Below are 22,059 nucleotides of genomic sequence, written 5' to 3'. Positions count from 1 at the left end.
TGCCAGTACATAAGTAAATGTCTATCAATTCATATTTATCGGCCAATAATAAAACACTAGTGTTACCATGATGATCATGACGCCGCTGATCATCAAATAGGTTGGGTATCTGCGGGTGATGTTCATTTCTTTTTGCTCGTCTATTTCAATGGGGGTTTGCAGGATATTTGCTTGAAACTCCCTTTCTTCGATGGTGATCGTTCCATACTTGGAGCCAATGATGAGTGCACCTATGCTTAAGATTAAACCTATGATGACAGGATTGAAGTAAACGGGAAGGCTTATTCCGAACATGCCGAGGCTTTCTCCGAGAATCACGCCAAAGAAGCCGAATACGATGCTCCAAAAGGCTCCTTCTTTCGTTACCTTCTTTGAAAATATGCTTGATATGGCGATCGGTCCCCAGGATGCTGCGAATAATGTGGCCGCAAAGTAGCCGATCCACATGACGGCAGGCGGCTGGAACAATCCAATCAATAAGATGATCAAGCTGATCACAACCATGGAAATGCGGCTGGCCCGCAATAGATGGTGATCTGTGTATTCCTTTTTCCGTGATTGTTCCATGATATCCCGTGTAATGCTGCTTCCTATTATCTGAAGGAAGCTCGAACAGGAGGATAATGCCGCAGCCATGATGCCGCTAACGATGATGACCCCAAGCCATGTCGGGACAATATTCATCGCCGCCCAAATGAATACCTTTTCCGTCGGGGCGATATCCGCTTTAATGGTGGTGATTGTCGAGATGCTGATATGGAGGAACAAATAGACGGTCAAAATGGATATGGTTGCCCATACGCCGGCACGGATGGCTACGTGTTCATTTTTTGCCATTAAGTATCGGCTGCTTTGCCATGGACTCACTGCAATGACGATGCCCCAGACCAAGCCCATGATGACTGCCCAGGCCAATGCTTCCCAAGGAGTTCCCATGGTTGCCCCAGGTCCGGTAATGCCATGCCAGCTTAATAAATCAGGCCGTTCAGCCAGGTTTGCCGCTTTAGTAATGGCATCAGGGAATCCGCCTGCCGATTTGATGATATAAGGAAAGCTAAGATACGTTGCGATCGAGAATACAAAGAACATCACGGTATCATTCACCATGACTCCCTTCGCCCCTGAAAGAATGGTAAAGGATGAATAGACTAGCCACATGATCACCAACGCCATTGGATAGGAAACACCGGAAACCTCGGCCAATAATACGGCTGCCCCTTGGGTAACGGCAACTAAGTATGCAGCAATTCCGAGAATTGTCGTGATGGCAGCTGCCAATCTTACTTTCTTGGAATGAAAGCGGTTACCGAAAAACTCAGGAACCGTCAATGATTTGCTTCTTCTTAAATACCTGCCAAACAGGAATACCCCGAATATATAGCCGCTTGCATTAAAAATAACGAGAATAAGCAGCAGGATCGGGTACCCTTCATAGGAAAATCCTGCTTCCCCCATGAAGGATACGGTGCTTAAGAAGGATGCAACAAGTGTACCGGTTATCATCAATGTATTTCCACTTCGTCCAGATACATAATACTCCTCTGAGCTTTTCACTTTCCTGAATAAAAAGATTCCGATCGAGACATAAACGCAAAAGGATACGATAATACCAAGCAGAAAGGCCACTTACATCCCCACCTTTTCTATCGGATCTTTTGCTTTTATTTCTTCTTGATTTCTTTTCATTTTTACTAGGAACACCTTCGTGATCCATCCCATGACAATTAAGGAACCCCCATAGCTTAAAGAAAATATCAGCTCGCCCATTTCTTGACCCCCTTATCAAAATTGAAATAATCAATAGGGTAATATGCAATATCCATACCAACTTTTCTTAATTTTCAGATATTTACAAAGGTCATCGTTATTTATCCTCATCATATACAAATTGGTATTTGCCTAGCTTGCGCATGATCGTCGTTTGACTAACCTCCAGGGCTTTGGCCATTTTTCTGGTTGATTTATATGTAGAAAGGGCTTGTGATAATAATTGCTTTTCCGTTTCCTCTAACGCTTTTTTCAAGGGAATGATTCCTGTTAAATTGACTAGTGCCGTATCTTTGTAGGTTAAATCGGATGGCAGATCCTCTATCGTTACGATCGGTTTTCTAGCCGTGACGACGATTTGTTCAATTACATTTTCCAACTCGCGAACATTGCCCGGGTAATCCTGCAGCTGCAGAATTAACTTGGAATGATCATCGATCGTGATTGATTGACCGTATTTTTCATTGAACTTCTTCAGAAAATAATCGGTTAATAATAGAATATCCTCCTTTCGCTCACGCAGCTGCGGGATTTCCAATGGAACGACATGCAGCCGATAATAGAGATCCTCGCGAAATTGATTATTCTTAATCATTTGCTTCAAGTCTTTATTAGTGGCGGAGATAATCCGAATATTCACCTTTCTCTCCTTGGTTCCCCCTACCTTCATGAATGCTCTGTCCTGGACCAGATGCAGGATTTTCACTTGAATATCGAGCGGCATTTCCCCGATTTCATCAAGAAACAGCGTACCACCATCAGCACTCTCAACAAGACCTTGTTTCCCGTGCTTATTTGCCCCCGTGAATGCACCGCTTTCGTAACCAAACAGCTCGGACTCAATTAATGCCGATGGAATCGCGCCGCAATTAACTTGAATAAATTTCTTATCCTTTCTATTGCTAAGATCATGAATGATTCTTGCTAAAACCCCTTTCCCGACTCCGGTTTCACCATGGATGAAGATCGATGAATCCATTGGGGCGACTTTTTCAGCTAATTCCAAAACCTTTATCATCTTATCCGAATTTGTAATGAAATTATTGAACGAAACGGTTCTCGAATTTTCATGCTGGGTCCGCTGGTTCCTAAGGTTCACTCTGTTCAATTTACTTTTCATCTCAACCAATTCCGTGATATCCCTGGAATTCGAAACAATTCGATATAAGTTCCCCTCCTCATCAAAAATCGGCTTCGCTGTGCAGAATACAGTCACTCCATGCGGATAGGTTTGTTCAGCTGAATGGATCGCTTTCGTTTTCATCGTTTTTAATGTAACCGAATTGACGATCAGCCCCTTTTCGACCAACTCTTTAATGTTCTTATTAATAAAGGCCTCCGGCGGCAGCCCTGTAAGCTTCTTACAGGCTTCACTCACGAACAACGTGTTTCCGTTCTCATCCGTCACGAAAATTTCATCATAACTGGAATGTAAGATCTGCGTTAGCTCCTTTACCTTCCTTCTTGTCACCTCCAGCTCTTCATGCAGTGATACATTTAGACTGATTAAACTCTTAAGCTTCTTTTTAAGCAGAATTTCCCTGACTTCAGAAATCGGATAGCAGCTATATTGGTTATCACTATGTTGAATCACAAAATCATAGGTGCTCATATCCTCTTCACTCAGCTTATCTAAATCCTCCACAACGACAAACGATGTATTAAGGTAAGCCGTGATTTCCTGATTTTGACCCACAATATCCAACTGCTTCAAAAAGAAACCTTCATCCAATATACCGAGGATTTCCAAGTGGTTTTTCATGACAATAAAAGGAGAGGAATTGATTTTCAGTAATGATTTCACATCCAAAATAGAAATATCGGAAAATACAATTAGTGATTCTTTTTTTAAATCCGTACTCACACAATCACCCCATTTTTTGATTTCGAACCGATTTTGTTACACTTTTTGATACGCAAAGAAATATGTGACCCTCTCATAAGCAAGGAATGTCTCTATACCAGCCAAATTTGGACTGAACCTATAATGAATCACCACTTTTCAAAAATGGTTCAGTTTTCTATATATAAGATACTCGATTCATGGGCCATACCCTCTTTTTAAAAGTAAAAAAACTATTTTCATCACCATTCCCGGAACGGCATGGTTATTGCATATTGACCCTGTATAAGGATAGGTAGGGGGCGATCAATGCCTCTATACTCTCATTCTATCTAACATTAGGGAGTGGTCATGGATATGGCTCAATTCAAGAATTTGTTTACCCAATTAACGATCGGTTCTACTGAATTAAAAAACCGGATCTTAAGTACAGCACATCAAACAAATCATGTCACGGACGGAATCCCCACTTCGGATATGGTCGCCTATCATGAGGCCCGCGCAAAAGGGGGCGTCGGATTGATCATCCTTGAAGCGGCATCCGTACATCCATCCGGCATGCTTACGTCGAAAACGATCGCCGGATATGACCAAAGGATTGTCCCAGCCTACAAGGAGCTTTCCGAAACGCTCCATAAATATGGAACGAAGGTTTTCTCGCAGCTATTCCACGGCGGACGGGAAGTCGTATCGAGCGACTACCGAAATGCAGCATGGGCGCCATCGGCCGTTCCCAGCCTGCGCTTTGGCGTCATGCCAAAACCCATGAGCTTAGAGGATATTGAAGGAGTGATTGAAGGGTTCGCCCATTCAGCACAGCTGGCAAAGGAAGGCGGACTTGATGGAGTGGAAATTTGCTGTTCACACGGATATCTTCCTGCCCAGTTTTGGTCACAGCATACAAATAAGCGTACGGATATCTATGGCGGATCATTTGAAAATCGGATGCGATTCATCGTCGAAATTTTGGAGAAAGTATGGGAAAGAGTCGGAGAAGACTTTACCGTCGGGATTCGCATGAGTTCAGATGAACTGACAATGGACGGGACAACGATGAAGGATTCCGTGCAAATCGTCGAATATCTCGCGGAAAAAGTCAGATTGGATTTCATTAATGTCACAGCCGGGGATTCAAGTACCTTCGAGGGATCAACACATATCGTGCCGCCATCACCGATGAAGCACGCATACCTATCTCCACATGGATTCAAAATCAGGATGGCAGGAGCCGTACCGGTCTTTGTCGGCAATCGAATCGTCGACCCCGTTGAAGCGGAACAAATTGTATCAACCGGAAAAGCCGATGTCGTGGGAATGACAAGGGCCTTAATCGTCGACCCTGACATGCCCAACAAAGCAAAGTCTGGCGACATACAAGCAATCGATGCATGCATCGGCTGTTTACAAGCCTGTATCGGCCATTATCATAAAGGACTGCCAATTGGCTGCGTCCAAAACCCAACAACAGGTAAAGAAGCATGGATTTTACCAGAATTAAAGAAGACGAGAATCAAACAAGATGTCCTAGTCATCGGCGCCGGACCTGGCGGATTACAGGCAGCCATAACAGCGGACTCATTAGGTCATTCCGTTACACTGATCGATCAAAGTCCCTCAATCGGCGGCCTGCTTCGCACCATGCGCAAAGCACCCATGCGACATGAACTCGCAGAATCGATGCTCGATAACTACTCCCGGAAACTCATGAGAAGCAATATAAATGTGCAATTAGGCAAAACTGCTACCGCCCGGGAAATATCCGAAGCGAACCCGGATGCCATCATCTGTGCCACAGGCTCACGGCCCTATACACCAGCCATCGAAGGAATAAATGACCCACGGATTATCATGAGTGATGACCTCTTCAGCTCAACTAAAAAAGTTGGGGATAACGTATTAGTATTCGACTTTGGCGGTGACTGGCCTGGCATGGAAGCAGCCATTTATCTTGCCGAAAAAGGCCATGGAGTCACACTCATATCATCACGACTTCACATCGGTGAAACCGTCCACCAATATCTCAGGAACGAATATCTAAAAAAACTATACAACCTAAACGTCACACTCCTACCCCATTATGATCTCGGGGCAATCAAAAAAGATCACGTCATCATCCGGAACCTATTCACACAACAAAAACAAGATCTAACAAACTGGGACTCCATCGTCCTCTCCCTTGGCCGGATACCCAATACAGAGCTATTCGAAGAAATGAAAGGCCATGCTCCCATCGTGAAGCAGATTGGGGATTGTCTTGGTCCTCGGACGATTGAGGAAGCTACTCATGAGGGGATGATGAGTGCTATAAGTATATGAAGAGAAGAGACATCCCGGGTGGGATGTCTCTTTTTCATAAATAGAAAACCTAGTTCAAAAAAATAAAAAACCACCATACAAAGGTATAATGGTTCAAAGCAAACCAAGCACATCTCTAAATACTTTGGAAGGCTGATGAATTAATAAATCTATATTTAAAACTCGTTCCTGACTATCATTTCTAATGGATAAGGTTTGTTTCTCTTTGTCCAAATGGATTTCGATTCCTTTAAGTTAAAAGCTGTTTTATTTATCAATCCCATTATTTTAAAACAGAGATTGTTTCATTAATGAATGTTTATAAACCGGAAGGATTGGTACTATTAAAGTAAAGGACAACACTTCTTTGCTGAAAGGGGATTCTTCAAATGGCAAATAAAGCACGAATACCAGAGACGAAAGAAACCCGGAGTAAAATCATGTCGTCCATTAAAGCCGTTTCGAAGCTGGAAACGTTCGTTTCCCATGAACTATGGCACAGGGGGTATCGATTCAGGAGGAATGTCAGGGGAATGATGGGAACACCAGACATCGCCATCAAAAAGTATAAGGTCGTCATATTCATCGATTCGTGCTTTTGGCACTTTTGCCCAATACATGGAAAAATGCCGAAGAGCAATATCGATTTCTGGGTAAAGAAGCTTGAGAGAAACCAAGAACGCGATTTAGAAATCACAAAATATTATACAAATGGAAATTGGCATATCTTACGAATCTGGGAGCATGAGGTAAGGAAAGATTTTGATAATACCATCGAAAAAATCACCAATTTCATCGATAATGCCAAGGAAGATGTGGCACACGAATAAAAATGGTCCCTGACAAATTTGCCAGAGACCATTCTAAATTTAAAATAAACTTAGTTGTTGTGGATTTTCTTTAATGACTTCCGCATCTTCTTCCTCGATTTCAAGGATTCTCTTGGCCATTCTTTCAATCAGTCCGACCACCAAGGCATTTCCCATACAGAAGTACCTCATCCTTTCGGACATTCCTACCGTCCAATGATCAGGGAACCCATTCAATCGTTCACATTCCACCGGGGTAAGGATTCGAAGCCTTTTCGTTTCAGGGTCTTCCACCACATGGCTGCTCCGATTCACTGTCCCTTCACTTGTCAGCATCGTGCGTCCCGGCCTATCCAACGCATCCGGGAAGGCCATCCCACCTTCGGAGAAAACGTATTTATGGCCGCTAGCCGCGGTCCTCTCAATCTTTTTCGGCCCTTTAAGGTAACGGAATTTCTCGACGGCATCCGTGCTAAGGTAATACTTTTCATCGACACCCGATTGCAAGATTTCGCCTAACATCCGTGGCCGCTCCTCGATTGGTAGCAATTCCTCGGTATATACAGCGCCATCTCTCATGATTCCTGAATTCAGGTAGGTCATCGTGTACTCATCTGAAATTTCCAGAATACCTTCTTCCATCGTAAACGAATTTGGTTTATGCCTTGTAGAAATTTCCCATTTGACTGGAAATGCATTAGCAAAGAAACCTCGTTCATGCAACATTACCGCATCGTCTTCCTTGGCCCTGCTTTTGACATACGGCGTATCGTTCCTGATGGCAAAAATGAAGACTCGACGACGCCTTTGTGCTTGTCCATACTCCGCGGCATTCACCACTCTCCATTCGACAGAGTAATTCAAATCCCTGAAGCTTGCCAGCATGATGGAGAAGTCCCTTCCCCTCTGTTTCGATGGCGACTTCAATAACCGATCCACATTTTCCAGCAATATATACTTCGGCCTGATTCCTTCAGCAAGCCTCATGATTTCCCAGAACAGGACACCCTTCTTCCCTTGAATTCCCTTTTCTCCGGAAAGACTACGGGCAACAGAGTAATCTTGACAAGGAAAACCGCCTACAATTAGTTCAATCCCTTGATTTACAAATATCTTTTCATCTACCGTAGAAATGTCTTCATTGGAGTGTATTCCTCTATCGAACTGTCTAGCATAACAGTTAAAAGCATCCTGTGATTTTTTTGAAGGTTCCCATTGGTTACCCCAAATCACATCAAATCCTTTTGCCGCCTCAAGGCCCAGCCGGAACCCACCGACCCCCGCAAATAATTCAATTGCATTTATCATGACCGAACATCCTTTCGGCTTTTATACCTATTATAATAATAATCCCTAGTGAGATCAAGAACTATCTATTAAAAATACAAAATAAATTCTTATTTATCCAATATAAGTTAATTAATATACCTGAATTTTGAGTATAGCGGTATAATATTATATACCCTAACTCTATCATTTTAAAGTGTAATACGTGAATTGTAAAAGATTTTAAAATTCCATTTTAACAGAACACTCAAGAAAGGAGCTTGTTATTTTATGGAATATAGAACAGTCGAAGAGTTAATGACCAAGGCACAAGAAGCCATAGGTAAAACCTTTGGGGAAATTGATTTAAAAGGTCGGCTCACGCACACTAAATCAAAAGGGGGACTTGGACAAGTAATCGAAGAAAGTTTCTTTGGCTATAAAATCAATTCCGATGCAAGACCGGATTTTGAAGAATTGGGTATCGAGTTGAAAGTCACCCCTTTCAAGCAGAATAAAAACAAATCCATCTCTGCAAAGGAACGATTGGTTTTAAATATAATCAATTACATGGATGAAGTTAATACCACATTCGAGACCTCAAGTTTTTGGAAAAAAAACGAAAAAATTTTACTGATGTTTTATGAATGGCTACCCAACTATGAACCAAAGGATTTTTACATTTATAAGAATATCCTATTATCTTATCCGCCTGCAGATTTGGAGATCATTAAACAGGACTGGGAAACGATCGTAGAGAAAATCCGAAACGGCAAGGCCCATGAAATTTCTGAAGGTGACACCAACTATTTAGGTGCTTGTACAAAAGGAGCCAGCAAAAACTCTTTGCGTTCACAACCGAACTCAAACATTCCGGCCATGCAAAGGGCTTTCTCCCTCAAACAATCCTATATGACAGCATTTCTTCGCAAATATGTTAATAATGAAGAACTCGTGTCATTTGCAAAACAAAGAGACCTACAAGAAAAATCCTTGGAAAGTTTATTGAATGACAAGTTTGCCCCCTATATCGGCTTAACAGACAAAGAAATAGCCACAAGATTGAATGTTACATACAACAAAGATTCTAAATCTTTCGTCCCTTCCATAGTCAGTTCACTGCTTGGAATAAAAGGAACTCGTTTAGAAAAGATTGAGGAGTTTGCAAAAGCAAACATCCAATTCAAGACTATACGCCTTGAACCAAATGGGAAACCAAAGGAAAGCATGTCATTCGAAAACATTGATTTTCATCAATGGACCAATGAATCATGGGAAGAAAGCTACATACGCGATAAATTCACATCAACGAAGTTCCTTTTTGTAATCTTTGAATTTACTGAAACAAAAAAACAAAATCCTGACCGGAAATTGTATTTCAAAGGAATTAAACTATGGAATATGCCCTTACCAACAATTGATCAAGAAATCAAGCAAATATGGGAAGAAGTAAATAGGCTTATACAACAGGGATTACAAATTGAATTCAAAAAACGAGGAAACAAAATTGTTGAAACAAATGATTTACCCAAGAGTGCATTTAATGGGGTCGGACATATTCGTCCAAAAGGAAGAGATGGTAAAGATAAGGTTGTATTACCTAATGGCCAAACAATAACTAAACAATGTTTTTGGTTGAATAATGGGTATATCTCTCAAATAATTAGATGAAGAATTTTATTTACTGAGTTGTTATATTATCTTACCCTAAAAATGGTGTGTTTTTAAAAAGGGCAAACCTTTTTAAAAAATCCTTCCTATAGACCTCGGAAATGTATTAATGAAAAAGAGTTTTGTTATTACATGGGATACCCTAAATCTCTAAAGTGCATAAGTTATACAACAAGAGGTGCATCTAGTGGTAGCTTCTCTTGTTGTACAAATTCTATGCATAATGCATCTTCACACCATTTTCCTTCTCTAGACATAAGGTTTCTTATACAATACTAAATGCTTTTTTAGTCCATACCAACAATTCCTTCTCTTATTTAGAAATATATTATTATCCTTAAAGTTATACTAACTCCGCAATCTTCTTCATATTTAACTTATCATTTATAAGTTCTAATAAACATTCTTTATTTACCCAAAATGTTCTTTTTACTTGTTGGCTGCCATCTGTAAATGTAAAAGTATCTTTTACATCTTTTGCCTTTGGTCTTATATGAAAACATAGATCATCAGATTGCTTTACAAACAAGTTAACATTACCTTCTTGAAATGCATTAACAGTCTTTTCATAAACATTCTTTGCACGTTTAGACAATCTTGATAATGTAAAATCAGAAATTAGCTCAATTTTTTTTGTGTTCCCTGAAGATTCATCTTGGATAAAAACAAATAAGTAAAATTCTCTATGAATCTCTTTATAAAACTTGGAATCTTCAAAACGGACTAATTTATCTTGCTCATCATATACACCAGGGTAATTATTTATTTCATACAACTGACTAAAAGTTTGGCCTGGAAGTGGAAGGGCTTCTTTTAATTTATACTGATTTTCGGATTTACATATTAAATTTATTGTTCTAAACCCTATTTCAATACCTTTTTTTTCTAATTGTGATTTAATAAACATACTCCTATTAGACTTAGAACCGTTACTTTTTTTATATTCTTCAAATTTAACAACAAATTCACCCAAAGAATTTTGAAGGTCCCCAATCTTATCATCATCATTTTCTGAACTAATAAGACTTTCTAAATACAGTTCAAATAGAGTATCCTTCTTTAATTCATTTGAGTCAATATTTGGTTGTAACTTTATAAATGTATTTATAAAGTATTCATATATCCCTTGGAAATATGCTTCTTTATCATTTTCATCCTCTGCATCATTATATATACCTTTGCAATAAGATTTAAAATAATATTTTCCGTTACTGCCTAGACCCTTGTAATCTTTTTCATTAATGTTTTCCGGTTTCTTTCTTTTTCTCCACCATTTATCTATATATTCAAATGTATCTAGATTTTTCAGAAAATCATCTACAATATCGTTTCCATTACTTAAAAACTGAGTCAAATAAGTCTCAATTTTGTTTTTTTGTAAGTTCCTTGCTTCTCCGGGTCTATTTTTGAATATTAAATATGATTTGACGAAATCTAATAAATAAATACCTCCGTTAAACGTATCTTCCCCTTGTCTACAAATTTTTTTATTTTTCTGTTCTAAAATTTTATTTATCTCTTCTACATCTTTAGTATTAGTTTTTATATCCTCAATAGTAACTGGTATTTGAGTATTCAAACCTAAAGTTACAGAACGTTTCACTTTAGAGTCTGCTTCGATAAAAATTGTTTTAATTTTAATATTAGACATCATCTCTTTTACTATCATATTAAAATCATCATCATTTTTTAAATCATTACTAATTTCTTTTATAATTGAAAAGCAGTGAGTTAAAGTTTGCGCACCATTAATTACACTCACTTTCAATGGATTAAAAGTAATTTTATCTTCTTCAATATGAAAACTATCTTCTGAATAAACAGTAATTCCATTATGATGAAACCAAAAATTTTCAATAGCTGTTTGATACCCTTCAAAATTTTCAGAGCCATTGCTATTTATAAGGTAATCTTTTATCTTCTCGTTACTTTTAAGTTTTTTATTTTCGTTTAGGTTATATAAGCCTAGCAAGAAGGTTGTCTTGAAGTTGTTTCTTAATGTAGAAGATTTAGTGCCTGGGATTCCAATCCTTACATTATCTTTAAATAGACTTATTCCTGTTCTATTATAAAGTTGGTATAATTCTTGTAAGGATAAATTGAATATTAACCCTTTACTTTCTTTACTTTCTTTGTTTGAGACCTTATATTCCAAATAATTAATTCCACATTCCTCTAGCTCCAATGAAATATTATCATTTTTGTTATAATAAACAGATCTTGCAATAGCTATGAGACTATTTATATCTCTTTTTCCCTTTGCATCCACCTTTTCTAATTCTTTTTTAAATAACATTTGCTCTTTTTCCCATGATTTAAAAATCATCAAAGGCCTTATTTCAATATTATAATTTTCTGAATACTGTTCAATATTTCGTCTGAAACTACTGAATCCATCATCTTTTTCTCTAAAGTCTGCTAAGTAATATTCTTCAGGGTTTCCATTTTCATTAATTATCTCTAGAATATCATTATCATTTTTAAACTCATATTCTTCCCCTTTTACATTTAACGCCCTTAACAGCCATTCCTTATCTTTACTATCTAGAAACATATTCCAACTCCTTTTTAGCATAATTTTTTAAATTTTCAAAATCGTGTTTCGCCCTTGCCCTAACATCCGTAAGTGTTTTAAAAGTCTCTTTATCATTAGATACTTGCTTTTCTAGTCCATTGAGAGAAGTGAAAAAATCTTGTTCGTACTTTCTTAGTATTCTCATAGTCTCTGTTTTACTTTTATTTGAAGAATAATAATCCAGCTCATACTTTAAATTATCAAAATAAATTTCCCTCTCAAAATTAATGCTATGTACACTGTTATAATCTTTATTTTTTTTATCCACCCCTTCAAAGATTACCTCACTTGTTTTATCTTTCTCTGGAAAAATAGATGATTCATATATAGAAAAAAATTCAGTCAATTGTTTTCTTATTATTTTTTTAGCCTCATGATGAATCTTTACTTTTTTATAAAAACACTCTGGTATTCTAGTAATATTACTTGCAGGGAAAAATATAAAACCTCCTCTTTGTAATTTTACCCTTTCATTAAAGTATCCATGAGTTATGACTTTGAAATTTTTTTTCAATATAAATTGCCTATTGTTTTCTAACAACATATTATCATAATATTGTTCAATGTATTTTGAACTAGGAGAAAAGTACTGCGGCAAACAGAATATATATAAATACCCATCTCGTTTTTCTTTATATTCTTCATTAGAACTAGTAGCAAAATAGATTGCAACTAATACGTTAAATGAAATATCTAGTAACCTACTTGTCGCTAAATAATGTTGGGCTGCTATTGCTTTCTGTAAATTGCTCATTTCCTCATTACCTATTACATTGTAATCTTTCAATAATTCAAATAATTTTTTTTCTTGTATTACACTTAATTTTTTTCTATATAGTGAGGGTAATAATTTAGTTTCACCATAATCCTGAGGTTCTCCACGAAATGCAATAATACTATTTTCTTCTGAAACTTTTAAGGAAGTTCTTAATTCTCTTGTTATTTGTTCCACTCTATTTAGTAATTTAAACAGAGTATCCTCAGATTCAGTTTCTACAGTCTCTATCATATTATTTCCACCTTAATATCTATATATATAAATAACAATAAACAATCTGTGGAACCTTATTGTGAATTTTGTGCAACAATAGAAAATTCACTACAACAACTCATGATAACTTTATTAGTTTCTTCACAACCAATCACCTATGTACTTAAAATGTTCACCTTACAGTCCTATCTATTTAATCATTTAATATAACTTACCATTTAATCCATATTCTATAACAAATATCTATATTATACATATATTATTACTAAAAATACATTACAAAATTTCATACATATTTACTACTCTTTTTTTCTATCTAATCTTGTATGTGCAGAATTTAAAAAGCGCTTTCAAACTATTTTCCTTATCATCGGACATAACTAAATTGGATATTACGAAAAGCTGTTTCAAGCTTTCAAACTAATTAAAAAAATCCTAAAAATCGTTTTAACACTAGGTGTAAATTGAAAATCTATATAATAAAATAACCTTGAAAAGCTTAAGCCAATCAAGGTTTTAACACAATTACATTATAATTTAGGAATATCAACCACTTCGCCTTGTGATTTATTAATAAGAATATCAGGAATGTTTGGGTTATTCTTTTTCAACTTATACTTTTGAATTTTAGTTAATTCAGGGTCAAAGGAATATTCTGAGATTTAAATTCAAAGTTTATAAGTTTATTGTGAATCTTATTCAAAAAACCTTTCCATTCCTCTAACGAAGAACTTGAAACTTCATCTGAATCTTCTAACATACGATAGCCGTCTGCATAATGAAACATTAGTAAACCGGTACCTAAATCACAACCCTCGTTTTCTAAGATAACGCTTGGTACATCAAATCCACTATTCCAATTATAATTTGCAGCGAAAAAATGAAGAAATAAAGGGTTATCTATATTCGTTAACTCATTGATTATTATTTCTTTATCTGTATCATAAAGTAGCTGTTCAAGGAAACTAATATCTTTCTTATCCACATTATAACTCCCCATTATTTCAATAATTTTTAAAATCTATTATACATAACTAATAGAAGTGATAAAATCAAACTCACCTATTGATATTTTTTTTAAACAGCTTCTTTTATTTGTTCAATTACTTGATAGAGCCACTGAAGTGGTTCTAAATCAAGAGATGGAAAGTACACACCATCTGCACAAGATTGAATGTATTCATTCTTTTCGATATCTGGATACTCACTTACTATAAAATCTGTTAAAAAGACAATAGCAGATTCCAGAAACTCTTTACTTTCGTCAGTTAATAATTCTTCTAATGCATCTTCTGGAGATTCAATATCCTGATGAAAAGTTCCAGCCAAGAACTGAAAAACAGATTCTTCTAATTTGTTAGAAGACAACATACCATTACAACCTTTTGTATTAATTTGGATAACCAGCGAGAATATAATTCCCTTCTTGAGCTTTTTCGTTCCTATCTTTCAGCATTTAGGGGATATGGGCGTACATAAAAAATTTAATTTAATATATTTCTTCAAAAAATAAAAGTTGATAGAACCAACTTCTCATGGTTGTATCAACTCTTCTTTAAATTTTGGATATTCCCGTACTTTATATAGATCTATAAAACTTAATTCTCTGGTTCTTTGTATCTTTCTGGAATTTTGTTCCTCCATATTAGCATAAGTTCTTTAAATTGTTCAGTTTCCATTTCATTCTCATTTGGCTTATCGAAGATATAAAAGTGGTGAAGAACCGTTGTATCTTTTTTTATCAAGACACTGGTAGCATTCCCTTCTATTTCAAACTCTTCGTATTCACCTTCCATTACTTTCTGAACAATATCAATATACTCATCCACTTCTGTTTCAAATACAATATCTTCAATGAAGTCTGAGAAAAGGTTAATTTCTTGTGGTAGGATAATTCTTAGATATCCTAATGGGTTTCTTTTAAATTCATATGAATATTTCATTAGTTAATTATCTCCCGATATTTAATTTTTATATAAAGGAAATGCAGTAGCTATTGTCCCATCACGGTTTAAGTACATTCCAATATCAATTCCTGATGAAGTTCTGCCAACATATTTATTTCCATCTTTTATTTTGTTTTCAAAAGCCTCGTTAATAGCGTTATTCACCTTTACTCTGTCCCAATCTTTTGGAAAGAAAGTTGACTTTGCAATCTTCATTTCTCCATTTATTTCTACCTTAGCTCTATATACTCCGTTGATATCTGGAGCTTCTTCTGTTCCTGGAACTATCTTACCACCCATCATACTCTCGTGATGATAACCAACAGCTTTCCCACGTCGATTAATCTCTCCATGATAAACATGCCTCATAGTATCTATAGTAAACTTGTTCCCACCATCTCCATTGACTTGAGACTCCACTTTCGCCATCGTAATTAACTGATCTCTCAACCCAGTACCATTAACCACATTATAAGGTACTCCCCCTGCCATCGACAGTTGGTTTTTAGGATTGTAAGGCAATAGGTTAGGAATTGTGGCTAATTCTTTTGCTTTCGTAACGCCTTTTACTGCAGCGGTTTTTGTAGTGGCTATCCCAGTTTTTGTTATGGCTCCTGCGCCTTTTGTTCCGACTACTGATGTGACGACTGTTCCGAGGGCATAGGATACCCAGTGAGCCCGCGAATAGGCATCGCCATTTACCATATCCCGTTCATATGAGTCGGAGATGGATTTGGATATATATTTATAGGTTTGAATCGGGTGCATGATTGAGTTTGCTACACCTTCGATCGTTTCTCCAGGATCTGTGACAAAGTCCCAAACTCCTGTAACGAAGTCTTTACCTACATCATAAAGGCCTACGCCGATTCCCTTTGCAATGTCTGCCGTTTGCTTAGCCGCTTCTAGCTGCATAACATATTGCTGCTGGGTGGGCGCTAAGTTTTCGTATCCGATCTGCTTGGCGATTTTGAGGAATTCATCCGGATCTGTTACATGATCGAGTTGTGCCTTCAAGTCTTTGATCCGGCGATTCTCTGCTTCCTCTTGCTTAACCTTCAGATATTCTGCGTTCTCTTTCTTCCTTACTTCTAGTTTTTTATAGGCTTCACTATTTTTATAAGCTGTCGCATTAAAATAAAGCGGGGATACTACTCCTCCTCTTGTACTGGATACTTTCAATTGCTCCATAAGTGCCGCCACTGCCGCTTGGTCCGCTTCGGATTTAGCATATTCAGCCGTCCACTTATGATCGATTTCGTTTACTTTGTCTATCGTTTCGGTTCGTTTTGTTTCAGCTTTCTCGATATTTTCAAAGAACGCATCATCGGAAAAGGGCTCTAACTGAATGATATCATCAATTCCGGAGAATACTTTTTTCAAATCATTTTTCTGGGCTGTGACCATTTCCTTGGAATTTCGAGTCGCATTTGTCAGCTCTTCCTCTAAAAAAGGGACCGTAACCACGGTTTCACTAAGGTTCGCTTCGATTGTATCTCCTTGAATTCCGCTTAAAAAGGCAATATGCCGATTGATCAGACGCAGCCAAGAATCCACGACATCGACCTGTGCTTTGTAAAACCCTTTAATGGCCTCTGCGCCTTGCCCCTGCAGCTCATCATCCAAATGAACGATACTCTCAAATCCTTTTTTTAATTCCGTTAGCTGTTCTTTCAGGTCCTTATATTGTCCGACACGCGTTTGCATGGCAGAAACTAGTGTTTGAGATTCGTAAATCATCGACATAATGGAAAGTCCTTTCAACTGCTTTTCTTATTCATTTCTATGTAATGTTTTTATTCACTGTAAAATTATGGACTAAATATATTTTAGAAGAGTTTCTATATTTATTCAAGAATTGAAGGGGCTTTTTACTAAACGAAATCAACTTTAACATACGTCTAAAACACTTTGAGACGCTGTAATGATATCCAGTGATACTGACCATCAATGCAAGTTCTTCTGTTGTGAAGGTTAGTAAATTTTTTTCAACAGAATAAAAATCATGTAATATAATCTGACATATAATGTATTGTAAGGAATATCTAAATATGATAGTATTTTCACATATTGTACATATTTTAATAATGAAGGAGCTAGCTAGACATGAACATAAAAAAATATCTAGGAATCACGTTTCTATCAGTTACACTATTATTCTCTGGATCTATCGCCACTATCCATAGCTCAGCAAATAGTAAGTCAAAAGAAGAGAAAGTAGAAGCAACTTCAACAAATCCCAAGTTAAACAATGTGAAAATTTTAGCTACTGGCGGAACGATTGCAGGGTCTGCTACGTCCAATACTGACACAACTGGTTATCAAGCAGGTGCACTTGGTGTGGAAACACTAATTAAAGCTGTTCCTGAACTAAAACAAGTAGCAAATGTGAGTGGTGAACAAATCGCCAATATTGGCAGTAACAATATGGATAATAAAACTTTATTAAAGTTGGCAAAACGAACTAATGAGTTATTAAAATCTAAAGACGTTGATGGAATTGTCGTAACGCATGGAACAGATACATTAGAAGAAACTGCTTACTTTCTGAATCTGGTCGTAAAAAGCAACAAACCTGTCGTGGTTGTTGGATCAATGAGACCGGCTACAGCTATTAGTGCAGATGGACCTTTAAACTTATATAATGCTGTAAAAATTGCTGCTAGTAAGGATGCTAAGAACAAAGGTGTTTTAATCTCATTAAATGACCGGATAGGCTCTGCACGTTATATAACAAAAACCAATACAACCATGACAGATACATTCCAATCTGAGGAACAAGGCTATTTAGGAGCAATCTCAGGTGATAAAATATTTTTCTACAATGAACCCACTCGTAAACATACAACCAAATCGGTGTTTGATGTATCAAAACTAGATAAACTTCCTCAAGTGGACATTATTTATAGCTATCAAAATGATAGTAGATATTTTTACGATGCATCTGTGAAAGCAGGAGCTAAAGGGATCATAATTGCAGGTGAAGGAAACGGTTTAACTTCTGATACTGCTTTTGAGGGTGCTAAAGACGCTGTCAAAAAAGGCGTGATTATTACTCGCTCTAGCCGTGTAGGAAATGGTATTGTTACGAGAGAAAAGATTGACAATGAAAATAATTTTGTTACAGCGGACTCACTTAATCCTCAAAAGGCACGCATTTTGACGATGCTTGCATTAACAAAAACAGATGATCCAAAAGAAATTCAGCAATTTTTTAACGAATATTAATAATTAAAATTAGAATGCTTGATTAACTAAAAGGGAATGAAATTTAAAGCATACGATGGTATAAATTATCAACGTATGCTTTTATTTATTTTTAACCATCCCTTGGTTGAATTATTAATTTTGCGATTACTTTCGTAAAGCCAATTTGGCCAAATTTTGCGGTACAATAGGAGGATTTGCATGTATCCAGGATTCTGCCGTGCTCAGACGAAATATTGATGACATCCTTTATGTTTGCGTGGCTGACAGTGCATGTTTGGTCAATAAGAATGCTCCTTTTAGAATTACGCGATTTACAAGGCCCCTTTTTTCTACAGGGAAGTCTTCCACTGGTGAGATGAATTGCAGTCCTGCGTTATTTACTAGAACATCCACCGTACCACGTTCAGCGATGACTTGATCGACATCAGCTTTTACGGTGTTCATATGCTACGTTTACCTTGTAACCTTTTGAGGATACCCAGTGTGCCCGGGAATAGGCATCTCCATTAACCATATCTCGTTCGTATCAATCAGATATTGCCTTTGAAATATATATATAGGTTTTAATGGGGTGTAAGTTCAGTCAAAAACACTTCACACTTCAACATTTCACGACAAATAAAAAGAATCCACCTTGAAAAAAGATGGATCATTTTCTATCTGTATTGCTGTTTCGATGCAGAAGATTAACATAATAAAATCCTACCTACCTGTTTCTGCTTCAGCTACCTTTTTGACACGTTCTAAAAATTCAACGACCACTTTGTCGGTGGCAAATACTAAAAGTAATTTCAAAAACCACTTTATCCGGCGACTGGTGACTGTATATGTAAAGGAGGTCTTCTTATTATTGATTTTATTTAGTTCATAAAAAGCTGTAATTTCCAAGTGTAAAGCCCACTTTTAGCTTTTTCTCATTAGCTCCAATATTCTAATGTTTCTATATTATACTCTTCTGTACGTTTTCCTTCTCTATATTTTTGGCGATATACGCTCCCAACCACTTCTTCCATTATTTTAACGGGCTTGTGTTCAACTACTGAGGCATGATTTTTTGCATATTTTCTAAAGAACCATCAAGAAACTTCCAAACCTGTTCAATTGGAGCGTTCATTTCTGTGTCTCTTGTCCATTTTTTCAATGAAAGTCACCTCTACCTTTATTATGTAAAACCAAAATTACAACTGAAAAATCGGTAAATACCTAGAGGCGCTTTAAACAACTTTTTTGAATTTAAATGTCCTTCTGTAAATAAATTACTTTATTAAAATGCTCCTTTTTAGTGTTATTCTTGTATAATAGACCAAACTGTTAATTTTCGGGAGAATCCAATGAATTTTATTAATCAAAACATATTAGATAATCTCTTTTATATTTTAGTAAGTATTTTGATTTATTATACTTTATTAGATCATGTCAAAAAGTTAAGTCAGTACCCCAAGACCCTTATCACTGCATGCATGAGCATTCCTATTATATTATGTATGAAGTTTCCTATTTATATAGATGAATACTGTGTCCATGATCTCCGGCAAATTCCTTTTATAATTGGGACACTTTATGGTGGTTGGCCTGTAGGGGCTGCCCTGTTAGTCATAATATTAACTCTTAGGTTTGCTTTTTATGGTTTCAATTCCCTTACGTTAATTGTTTATTTGGTTATATTTATAATAACGGCTCTATTTTCTTCAAAATTCAATACTTTTAATAGAAAAAATAAGCTAAATAGCTCCATTCTATTAATTTTGTTTCTAGGAATTCTAACCAGCCTTATTTCACTCGTTATGTCTGACTTTTTTCAAATAACTGAAGCGTATGTATTTTACTTTATTATCCTCCCTCCTTTCATTATCGGTTTGGCTGTGTATATCATGGAAATTTTAAAGGATGCGATTTTAATCCGAACACAAATGATAAGGCTTGAAAAAATGGAGGTAGTCAGTCAGCTTGCTGCAAGTATCTCACATGAAGTTAGAAATCCTTTAACAGTTGTGAAAGGATTTGTTCAACTGTTAAAGGCTCCTGATCTAACTCAAGAAGTAAAAGAAGAATATATACAGCATGTTGTTAGAGAGCTTAATAGTGCAGAATCCATTATTTGTGAATACTTAGCATTTGCAAAACCTGCAATCGAAAAAGTGGATAATATTTCAATTAACCGTGAAATAGGATATGTAATTGAAATGATAAAACCATTGGCTAGCATGAATTTAATTACTATTTCTGAACAGTTGACTCCAGGCATTACCCGGGGGAATATTCAGCATTTCAAGCAATGCTTCCTAAACCTAATTAAAAATGGTATAGAGGCAATGCCAAACGGCGGGGAACTTAGTATTGTTTCCTATGTAAATAATTTCGACATCATTATCGAAATAAGTGACAATGGAGTCGGAATGAACAAGGAACAAATAAATCGTTTTGGCGAACCTTATTACAGCTCCAAAGAAAAAGGAACTGGGTTAGGATCAATGGTAGCTGTTAAGACCATCCAAACGATGAATGGAACACTTCATATAACTAGCCTTTTGAATAAGGGAACAACGATTTCAGTAACACTTCCCGTTTATCAAGAAGGTTATTCTGGAAAATAATAAACAAAGTCCGCCATTTACGGCGGACTTTTAGTTTGTAGACAAACTCGATAATATTATTGAATTTAATTAGAGATATGGGTAAAGAGATAGTTGTTGCTGTAGCACCAGTCTTATCCTGTCTGCGTTCGCCAAGAAACGGAAAAAGAACCACTCATCCCTCCAAGATGGCAATGGTTCTTCTTCTGATTAAGAACTATTAGATGTGACAACAACTCTTGCAGTTGTCACCCTCATGTTAGCTTATTGGGGTGTTTTTAGTTTATGTTAATATTTACTAAACTAAATTTTGCTTACGGAAGCCATATCTATATAAACCTAAAAGGAAAGGATACATTATGGCAAGTGTGAAAGCTGTAACAAAAATTATTTCTCCTACTCCAAGTTCTGGATCATTAAGTACCTCCAACATTATATATACTGGCATTTCAATTACAGTAATTATAAATATGAATTTCCAGAATGACTTTGATAATAACTGCTTCTTATATACATAACCGTATAATCCAATTGTGGAGATAATGCTAATAACCGTATCCGTAGTTTCTAACACTGGACCATTAACCGTTTCTACAAACATTGAAGCTACTGATAAAGCTATCACTGCCCAAAAATAAACTTTCCAGAACATTTTTGCACTTCCCTCTTCTTCCATCTTCTGTGGTAATTAAAATATTTTTTATTTAAATTTAACCGGTCATAATAGTCTTTCAAGAATTTCTCTGCATCCATATTGATTGTTCTCTTAGACTTCTCACATTAAACTCAATGGGCCTTCTAGTCCCAACCCTAAAAGCGCTACTAATTCCGAAATTATCCATTAATAGTATAACAAACCATTCTAGTAAAATGTTCTTATACCAAAAATTCTTCGTTCAATTTTGCTTAAAAAACCTTGGCGTTTTTTCCCCTTCCAAAAACAAAGATAATATTGACCTAAGTGGCTACTGGAAGGCTAGAGGCCTCGACCATTTCTAGGAGATCCCCTTTTGTATACAAACAGAAGTCCGCCATTATGAACTGTGCCCCATTTTACGGACAGTATAAAAAAGTGCCTAAGCAGCTAATAAATGGTCCCGGTATTGTACCGGG

The 22,059-nt window shown here is 36.5% G+C and carries 17 protein-coding genes and 2 pseudogenes; 5 read left to right on the top strand and 14 right to left on the bottom strand.

What is annotated here, in order from left to right; genetic code table 11:
• Positions 1–24: 24 nt before the first annotated feature.
• The 3 genes from SB775_RS24710 to SB775_RS24700 all read right to left on the bottom strand — a co-directional run bounded on the left by SB775_RS24710 (position 25) and on the right by SB775_RS24700 (position 3,631).
• Complete coding sequence (locus SB775_RS24710; protein ID WP_410863783.1) at positions 25–1,626, bottom strand: sodium:solute symporter family protein; 1,602 nt, start codon at positions 1,624–1,626, stop codon at positions 25–27.
• The gene (locus SB775_RS24705) at positions 1,627–1,767 is read right to left on the bottom strand and encodes a hypothetical protein (RefSeq protein ID WP_155726506.1); all 141 of its coding nucleotides are present in this window, start codon (positions 1,765–1,767) and stop codon (positions 1,627–1,629) included.
• Positions 1,768–1,864: 97 nt separating this feature from the next.
• On the bottom strand, positions 1,865–3,631 hold the full coding sequence (locus tag SB775_RS24700) for a sigma-54 interaction domain-containing protein (RefSeq protein ID WP_410863782.1): 1,767 nt from the start codon (positions 3,629–3,631) through the stop codon (positions 1,865–1,867).
• Between the two features lie 336 nt (positions 3,632–3,967).
• Here SB775_RS24700 and SB775_RS24695 point away from each other — a divergent pair, with 336 nt between their 5' ends.
• Positions 3,968–5,926 (top strand): oxidoreductase, encoded by a 1,959-nt coding sequence (locus SB775_RS24695; protein ID WP_410863781.1) that lies wholly within the window; start codon positions 3,968–3,970, stop codon positions 5,924–5,926.
• A 368-nt stretch (positions 5,927–6,294) separates the two neighbouring features.
• A complete protein-coding gene (locus tag SB775_RS24690; RefSeq protein WP_410863780.1) occupies positions 6,295–6,735 on the top strand; it encodes a very short patch repair endonuclease in 441 nt (146 codons plus the stop codon).
• 39 nt (positions 6,736–6,774) lie between these two features.
• On the opposite strand, the gene dcm is transcribed toward SB775_RS24690, so the two are convergent.
• Entirely contained in the window at positions 6,775–8,022 is a 1,248-nt protein-coding gene (gene dcm, locus SB775_RS24685; protein WP_410863778.1) for a DNA (cytosine-5-)-methyltransferase, read from the bottom strand.
• 249 nt (positions 8,023–8,271) lie between these two features.
• Between dcm and SB775_RS24680 the strand changes: the two genes are divergently transcribed.
• Entirely contained in the window at positions 8,272–9,651 is a 1,380-nt protein-coding gene (locus tag SB775_RS24680; protein ID WP_410863777.1) for a Sau3AI family type II restriction endonuclease, read from the top strand.
• Positions 9,652–9,994: 343 nt separating this feature from the next.
• On the opposite strand, the gene SB775_RS24675 is transcribed toward SB775_RS24680, so the two are convergent.
• The 6 genes and pseudogenes from SB775_RS24675 to SB775_RS24650 all read right to left on the bottom strand — a co-directional run bounded on the left by SB775_RS24675 (position 9,995) and on the right by SB775_RS24650 (position 16,909).
• The gene (locus SB775_RS24675) at positions 9,995–12,205 is read right to left on the bottom strand and encodes a PDDEXK family nuclease (RefSeq protein WP_410863775.1); all 2,211 of its coding nucleotides are present in this window, start codon (positions 12,203–12,205) and stop codon (positions 9,995–9,997) included.
• Positions 12,192–13,235, bottom strand: a complete 1,044-nt coding sequence (locus tag SB775_RS24670; protein ID WP_410863773.1) for an FRG domain-containing protein — start codon at positions 13,233–13,235, stop codon at positions 12,192–12,194. The genes SB775_RS24675 and SB775_RS24670 overlap by 14 nt, the downstream gene beginning before the upstream one ends.
• A gap of 512 nt (positions 13,236–13,747) precedes the next feature.
• Positions 13,748–14,202 (bottom strand): annotated as a pseudogene (locus SB775_RS24665) (DUF4274 domain-containing protein).
• Positions 14,203–14,294: 92 nt separating this feature from the next.
• Positions 14,295–14,588: a contact-dependent growth inhibition system immunity protein gene (locus tag SB775_RS24660; protein ID WP_410863772.1), complete on the bottom strand. Its 294-nt coding sequence runs from the start codon at positions 14,586–14,588 to the stop codon at positions 14,295–14,297.
• Positions 14,589–14,815: 227 nt separating this feature from the next.
• A complete protein-coding gene (locus SB775_RS24655) occupies positions 14,816–15,160 on the bottom strand; it encodes a tRNA-Val4 (protein ID WP_410863770.1) in 345 nt (114 codons plus the stop codon).
• A gap of 21 nt (positions 15,161–15,181) precedes the next feature.
• Complete coding sequence (locus SB775_RS24650) at positions 15,182–16,909, bottom strand: T7SS effector LXG polymorphic toxin (RefSeq protein ID WP_410863769.1); 1,728 nt, start codon at positions 16,907–16,909, stop codon at positions 15,182–15,184.
• A 360-nt stretch (positions 16,910–17,269) separates the two neighbouring features.
• Here SB775_RS24650 and SB775_RS24645 point away from each other — a divergent pair, with 360 nt between their 5' ends.
• Positions 17,270–18,391 (top strand): type II asparaginase, encoded by a 1,122-nt coding sequence (locus SB775_RS24645; RefSeq protein WP_410863768.1) that lies wholly within the window; start codon positions 17,270–17,272, stop codon positions 18,389–18,391.
• Between the two features lie 228 nt (positions 18,392–18,619).
• On the opposite strand, the gene SB775_RS24640 is transcribed toward SB775_RS24645, so the two are convergent.
• From SB775_RS24640 to SB775_RS24630, 3 genes and pseudogenes are all read right to left on the bottom strand, one after another.
• Positions 18,620–18,817 carry an SDR family NAD(P)-dependent oxidoreductase gene (locus SB775_RS24640; RefSeq protein ID WP_410863767.1) on the bottom strand — a complete coding sequence of 66 codons (198 nt, stop codon included), beginning with the start codon at positions 18,815–18,817 and terminating at the stop codon, positions 18,620–18,622.
• Positions 18,818–18,845: 28 nt separating this feature from the next.
• Positions 18,846–18,947, bottom strand: a pseudogene (locus tag SB775_RS24635) (hypothetical protein); the annotation flags it as partial.
• A gap of 128 nt (positions 18,948–19,075) precedes the next feature.
• Complete coding sequence (locus tag SB775_RS24630) at positions 19,076–19,261, bottom strand: hypothetical protein (protein WP_410863766.1); 186 nt, start codon at positions 19,259–19,261, stop codon at positions 19,076–19,078.
• Between the two features lie 443 nt (positions 19,262–19,704).
• On the opposite strand from SB775_RS24630, the gene SB775_RS24625 reads away from it, so the two are divergent.
• Entirely contained in the window at positions 19,705–20,967 is a 1,263-nt protein-coding gene (locus tag SB775_RS24625; protein ID WP_410863764.1) for an ATP-binding protein, read from the top strand.
• 277 nt (positions 20,968–21,244) lie between these two features.
• Here SB775_RS24625 and SB775_RS24620 read toward each other — a convergent pair whose 3' ends face one another.
• Positions 21,245–21,598 (bottom strand): hypothetical protein, encoded by a 354-nt coding sequence (locus SB775_RS24620; protein WP_410863762.1) that lies wholly within the window; start codon positions 21,596–21,598, stop codon positions 21,245–21,247.
• Positions 21,599–22,059: the final 461 nt, after the last annotated feature.

This window comes from Peribacillus sp. SIMBA_075 (assembly GCF_046534585.1).
This window is presented reverse-complemented; position numbering and strand designations above follow the sequence as displayed.

Excerpts from the sequence above, each read along its gene's own strand:
- SB775_RS24705 (WP_155726506.1), bottom strand. The coding sequence starts at position 1,767 with ATGGGCGAGCTGATATTTTCTTTAAGCTATGGGGGTTCCTTAATTGTC.
- SB775_RS24695 (WP_410863781.1), top strand. The coding sequence starts at position 3,968 with ATGGCTCAATTCAAGAATTTGTTTACCCAATTAACGATCGGTTCTACT.
- SB775_RS24690 (WP_410863780.1), top strand. The coding sequence starts at position 6,295 with ATGGCAAATAAAGCACGAATACCAGAGACGAAAGAAACCCGGAGTAAA.
- dcm (WP_410863778.1), bottom strand. The coding sequence starts at position 8,022 with ATGATAAATGCAATTGAATTATTTGCGGGGGTCGGTGGGTTCCGGCTG.
- SB775_RS24680 (WP_410863777.1), top strand. The coding sequence starts at position 8,272 with ATGGAATATAGAACAGTCGAAGAGTTAATGACCAAGGCACAAGAAGCC.
- SB775_RS24675 (WP_410863775.1), bottom strand. The coding sequence starts at position 12,205 with ATGTTTCTAGATAGTAAAGATAAGGAATGGCTGTTAAGGGCGTTAAAT.
- SB775_RS24670 (WP_410863773.1), bottom strand. The coding sequence starts at position 13,235 with ATGATAGAGACTGTAGAAACTGAATCTGAGGATACTCTGTTTAAATTA.
- SB775_RS24660 (WP_410863772.1), bottom strand. The coding sequence starts at position 14,588 with ATGTTGTCTTCTAACAAATTAGAAGAATCTGTTTTTCAGTTCTTGGCT.
- SB775_RS24655 (WP_410863770.1), bottom strand. The coding sequence starts at position 15,160 with ATGAAATATTCATATGAATTTAAAAGAAACCCATTAGGATATCTAAGA.
- SB775_RS24650 (WP_410863769.1), bottom strand. The coding sequence starts at position 16,909 with ATGTCGATGATTTACGAATCTCAAACACTAGTTTCTGCCATGCAAACG.
- SB775_RS24645 (WP_410863768.1), top strand. The coding sequence starts at position 17,270 with ATGAACATAAAAAAATATCTAGGAATCACGTTTCTATCAGTTACACTA.
- SB775_RS24640 (WP_410863767.1), bottom strand. The coding sequence starts at position 18,817 with ATGAACACCGTAAAAGCTGATGTCGATCAAGTCATCGCTGAACGTGGT.
- SB775_RS24625 (WP_410863764.1), top strand. The coding sequence starts at position 19,705 with ATGAATTTTATTAATCAAAACATATTAGATAATCTCTTTTATATTTTA.
- SB775_RS24620 (WP_410863762.1), bottom strand. The coding sequence starts at position 21,598 with ATGTTCTGGAAAGTTTATTTTTGGGCAGTGATAGCTTTATCAGTAGCT.